The organism is Streptomyces sp. NPDC127092 (assembly GCF_042722475.1).
Classification (GTDB): domain Bacteria; phylum Actinomycetota; class Actinomycetes; order Streptomycetales; family Streptomycetaceae; genus Streptomyces.
Genome location: NZ_JBHXFE010000290.1, coordinates 428 through 1,272 on the forward strand (window position 1 = coordinate 428; position 845 = coordinate 1,272).

General features: G+C 64.1%; 2 protein-coding genes. One reads left to right on the plus strand and one right to left on the minus strand.

All coding sequences use genetic code 11. The features are described from left to right. Positions 1 to 235 precede the first annotated feature (235 nt). Positions 236 to 592, plus strand: coding sequence for a hypothetical protein (locus ACFWJO_RS39765; protein ID WP_386873178.1), 357 nt, complete (start codon positions 236 to 238; stop codon positions 590 to 592). Between the two features lie 7 nt (positions 593 to 599). On the opposite strand, the gene ACFWJO_RS39770 is transcribed toward ACFWJO_RS39765, so the two are convergent. Then, a partial coding sequence (locus ACFWJO_RS39770) for a hypothetical protein (RefSeq protein ID WP_386873180.1) occupies positions 600 to 845 on the minus strand: 246 nt, incomplete at its 5' end.

Below are 845 nucleotides of genomic sequence, written 5' to 3' on the forward strand. Positions count from 1 at the left end.
CATGAACCTTGACCTTGTCGCCGACATTCAAACCCCCGCGGGTTCCGGGATTCTCGGTCATAAGACATGACTAACCCGTCCGGTTTCGGTGTGCAAGCCGCCGATCTTTGCCGGGTTCGATTCGATCTTGCTCCGACTGTCGCATCGGGGCGCGCCAAGCGCTGGGCCGATAGCCGATCGGCTACATGCAGCAGTTCGCTATCACCCGTCCTGTTGGATCGCTACTGTGCCAGGTGTGAGGGAACCGGTGCTGGATCGGCACGTCGACGTTGCACAGCTGTGGCGACTGGCCAGTGAGGCGGCCCGGAAGGGCGAGAAGTGGGGGCAGCGCAAGAAGTCGGTGAGCGACGCCATGGTGATCTACTACGCCCAGTTGCGACGTGACAGACGCGGCGCGAAACGGTGGGTCGCCGAGGTCGTTGATCTCCTGGGATATTTCGATCTGTCAGCGGACTGGCGCGCAGTGGAGAAAGGCCTGCAAATACTCGACCAAGCTGACGGTGACGTCACCGGTGCCGGTGCTGAGCTACAGCGGCTGGAGGTCGTGCCGGCTTCCTCGACGAAGAACTCTCTCTTCAAGAGCTCCCAGTAGGGCGGAGTCAGGCGAACTGCTCGCGTTCGCGATCCCTCGTCGAGGACGTCACGCGGCATGGGAAGATCGACCAGATCGCCGCGACGGCGAGCGTGACGATGAGGCCAGACATCACCGCAGTCACCGCGAACTCGTGGTCGGCGAGGAAGTGCTGCACCCGCCCAGTATCGGCCCAGCCGGCCGCGCCATGCGGGCCAGTCGGTGTACCGGACCCGACCGGGCCGCGGCGGCGAGCCGGGGGAGAGAAGTCATG